The following is a 3,581-nucleotide window of genomic DNA, read 5'->3' on the forward strand; positions in this document are numbered from 1 at the left end:
AAGAGAATCAACGCCACCGACCAGAACCCGATCGGCCTCTCCTGACTTTAGCATCTCCAAGGCTATTTTTATAGCCACTGCACCGGAAGAGCAGGCCGTTGAAACTGTAAGGGCAGGGCCCACACAGCCATACCGATTGGCAACTTCTTCACTCACAGTGCTTAAGCCGTGATAGTGATAAAATTGGGGGCGTTGTTCTCCTTTAAGCAGCAACATTTCGGTAGAAAGTATGCCACCGGTTGTGGTCCCTAATACTACGGCATCAGGTGGCAGGTCGGAATTTTGCATTGCCTGAGCTGCGGCAGAAAGAGCAAGCTGATGCGTTCGGGGAAGAGGGTCATCTGGCAGAAAAGTATCGACTTCTCCAACTGGGAGCGGGGTATTTTGCCTGAGAGAAAACAGTTGTAGCGGCCTGATAGCACTGTGGTTGTCCCAAAGCGCCTGTTCTGTGGCAGTGAGGCCTGACCCGAGCGGAGAGACAATCCCCATTCCGGCAATAAAAACTCTCTCGCCGGTCAAGAAGGTACCGTTGAAGAATTTTCTCTGATGTATTGGGCAAGGCTTGTCAGAGTAGAGAAGACTTTCTCCCCGATTTCCTTGTTGTTGATCGTAACCTTGTACTCTTTTTCAATCATGACCACCATTTCAAGAACATCGATCGAGTCAATCCCAAGTTCACCACCGACAAACTGGGCATTTTCATCAATATCATCAGGATTCACATCCACAAGATTAAGGGCGGCAATAAGTTTTATTTTTAAATCTCTTAATAATTCATCCATTATCTTTTTGAAAAGTCCAGTTCCAGGATCATATTAAACTGCCGGCAAGCATCGACCAACCCCTGATGCCAACAGCTTTAAGGTTGCGGTTTACGGTTTGAATTGAACCAGAAAGCAATTGGTGTTATATAATAACCTGTTTTTTTTGTCATCTCATTTGCTGTGATTTCACTATTGTTTTTCTAAACGACAACGATTCTTCCTTTTCTCTTCTATGGCTGAGCACGACTTTACTGAAATCAAGATTGAGGACCTGATCCCACACCGTGGGCATATGGTCCTTATTGATCACATCGTTGAGATAGAAAAAGAGTATGCTGTTACCGCAGCATTTGTCAAAGAATCATGGCCGCTGCTGACTGCTAATGGCGTTCAGCCCCTTATCCTGGTGGAACTAGCGGCCCAAAGTGCCGGCGTTTGCAACGGCTGGGACAGAATCACCAAAAAAGGTCTTCATTCAGTTTCGATGGGCTGGCTTGTGGGTGTGAAAAAGGCTGTTTTCAACATAGAGTGCATACCACTGCACAGCAAAATTATTACCAGATCCGAGAACTCTAATAAATATGACAATCTCCGGGTCACCTCCAGCGTTTCCTGGTTAGGCAGCGATATTATCGGAGAGATAACCTTACAATTATTCCAGGCGCCCCAAAATGAGATCTGAAACCACTGAAAAAAAAGTAGCCATTGTGACCGGGGCCAGCAAGGGAATAGGCAGAGCCATCTGCATTGAACTTGCCAAGTCCGGTTGTTACCTTATCATCAATTACATGTCAGACAAGGCTGGGGCAGAGCGAACCCTTGCGATGGTCATAGAAGCCGGCAGCGCCGGTGAGATATGCCAATTTGATGTCCGTGACACCCAAGCCGTCAGCATTGTAATCGATGATGTTGCCCAACGACATGGCGGCATCGATATCCTGATCAACAACGCCGGAATCATTGCCGATGGCCTCTTTGTAATGATGCCCAAGGAGAACTGGCAGAAAGTTATTAGTACAAGCCTGGACGGTTTTTACAACCTGACCCAACCGGTACTGGAAAAAATGGTGCGTAAGAGGCAAGGTGTGATTGTTTCCATATCTTCAGCTGCAGCGCTCATGGCAAATCGCGGCCAGGCAAATTACTCTGCCGCCAAGGCCGGGCTGACCGCCGCCAGCAAGGCTGTGGCTAGCGAAGTCGCCCGTATGGGCATCCGAGTTAATGTTGTTGCTCCAGGGCTTATTGATACCGAAATGATTAAAGCGGCTCCCATTGAAAACATTAAAACCATGATCCCTATGGCCCGAATCGGTAAACCGGATGAGGTTGCCAAAGTGGTTCGATTTCTCTGCTCTGATGACGCTTCCTACGTCACCGGCCAGGTTATATCTGTGAACGGCGGCATGTTTTAAAGAACCATAGGTGTTCAGTTCGTTGGAAGCCGAATTAATCAGTTTTACGATTCCAGTATTCAATTTATGAAAACACAATTCACCAGCTTTTTTTTACTGATATTGCTTAGCCTGACATCTTTCTGTCAGGCTGGGGAGTGGGAAACAATCAGTCAAAATGCCCGCCAGCTTAAAGCTGTCCGGGCTGAGTTCACCCAGGAAAAGCATCTGAAGATTCTGGCCCGGCCAATCATTTCAAAGGGATTCTTTATTTATCAAGCACCCGGCTCTTTGCGCTGGGAGTATGCATCACCGGTAAAAAGCCTGTTGCTCATGCATAATGGCAGGAGCAAAAAATATATTCAAAGAGATGACGAACTCGTTCTGGAGCAAGGGATCAGCCTGGAATCCATGCAGATTGTTCTCCAGGAGATTACCCATTGGCTTAATGGCCGCTTCACTGACAACCCTACCTTCAATGCCGTCGACATGCCAAATTTAAGAGCGCCACTCGGACAATCAATGCCAGAAGGCAGAGCAAAAGCCCAACCCGAAGGGAAAAAAAGCAGCAGTGCTGTAAAGACAACGTTTTTTAAAATCCGCATAAGCTTACCTGAAACAGGAGAAAGTGGCCGACTTAAGTGATATCTTTCCAGAAAAACATACACTGTTGTTACAGAGAACTCTCGAACAAAATAACTGTTTGTCCCATCAGACACACTCATCGACAAAGCGATCAAAGTGGTACCACTCAAAAGGGTGTTGTTTTAGGCTCTCTTCCAGCAGATCTGCATATTGTTGAGCAGCATTGCGGATTGACTCACCCCGTTGTGCCCTTGAAGTTGGCTTGATGTAAATAGGTTTAGAGAGGGTGAAATGGTAGCCGTCCTTTTTGTTTCCGAAAGTAAAAAAAATGTAGAGCGGTGCACCAGATACCAGTGCAAAGACAAAAGGCGCTTCCGGCAGATAGGCGCAATGGCCAAGGAATTTCACCTGAACTCTGCGCTGTTCCTTTCGCCAGACGATATCACCCGCCAAAGAGACCAGACCACCTGATTTTATGAATTGGATTCCGTCAACCACATCAAATGGGGAGCCGCCATCTCTGTCGATGCCAACTATGGTGATTCCTGATTTTCGTAAACTTTGCTTCTGGATACCTTCAATATCCTCTTTCTCCTTGATCCCCATGTAGAGCAGTAATTTCAGGTTGTTATATTGCGACTGCAGAAGGTGAGCCGCCATCTCCCAATTGCCTAAATGCGACATCAGAAGCACGCCGCCTTCTCCGGCCAGGGCCTGTTCAAGGTGCGCCAGGCCTGTCGATCTGCAGGCAATGGAACCCATATCTTTGGTCTGCAGCCGGTCAAAATAGACAGCTGTAAAATTTTGGTATTGCCGGAATGTACAGTAGAGGTGGAAGAAG

At 47.1% G+C, this 3,581-nt stretch carries 6 protein-coding genes; 3 read left to right on the forward strand and 3 right to left on the reverse strand.

All coding sequences use genetic code 11. The features are described 5' to 3' along the window. Together HQK80_15970 and HQK80_15975 are read right to left on the reverse strand one after the other, a co-directional pair. A partial coding sequence (locus HQK80_15970) for a 3-oxoacyl-ACP synthase (GenBank protein MBF0223690.1) occupies positions 1 to 519 on the reverse strand: 519 nt, incomplete at its 3' end. After that, positions 516 to 782: an acyl carrier protein gene (locus HQK80_15975; protein ID MBF0223691.1), complete on the reverse strand. Its 267-nt coding sequence runs from the start codon at positions 780 to 782 to the stop codon at positions 516 to 518. The genes HQK80_15975 and HQK80_15970, both read right to left, overlap by 4 nt. A 214-nt stretch (positions 783 to 996) precedes the next feature. Between HQK80_15975 and HQK80_15980 the strand changes: the two genes are divergently transcribed. The 3 genes from HQK80_15980 to HQK80_15990 all read left to right on the forward strand — a co-directional run bounded on the left by HQK80_15980 (position 997) and on the right by HQK80_15990 (position 2,800). Next, positions 997 to 1,446, forward strand: coding sequence for a hypothetical protein (locus HQK80_15980; GenBank protein ID MBF0223692.1), 450 nt, complete (start codon positions 997 to 999; stop codon positions 1,444 to 1,446). Continuing rightward, positions 1,436 to 2,176 carry a 3-oxoacyl-ACP reductase FabG gene (gene fabG / locus HQK80_15985; protein ID MBF0223693.1) on the forward strand — a complete coding sequence of 247 codons (741 nt, stop codon included), beginning with the start codon at positions 1,436 to 1,438 and terminating at the stop codon, positions 2,174 to 2,176. Before HQK80_15980 ends, fabG begins: the two co-directional genes overlap by 11 nt. A 66-nt stretch (positions 2,177 to 2,242) precedes the next feature. Then, on the forward strand, positions 2,243 to 2,800 hold the full coding sequence (locus tag HQK80_15990) for an outer membrane lipoprotein carrier protein LolA (protein ID MBF0223694.1): 558 nt from the start codon (positions 2,243 to 2,245) through the stop codon (positions 2,798 to 2,800). A gap of 66 nt (positions 2,801 to 2,866) precedes the next feature. Here HQK80_15990 and HQK80_15995 read toward each other — a convergent pair whose 3' ends face one another. Further along, positions 2,867 to 3,502: a lysophospholipid acyltransferase family protein gene (locus HQK80_15995; protein MBF0223695.1), complete on the reverse strand. Its 636-nt coding sequence runs from the start codon at positions 3,500 to 3,502 to the stop codon at positions 2,867 to 2,869. Positions 3,503 to 3,581: the final 79 nt, after the last annotated feature.

The sequence above is a fragment of the Desulfobulbaceae bacterium genome, from assembly GCA_015231515.1.
Classification (GTDB): Bacteria; Desulfobacterota; Desulfobulbia; order Desulfobulbales; family VMSU01; genus JADGBM01.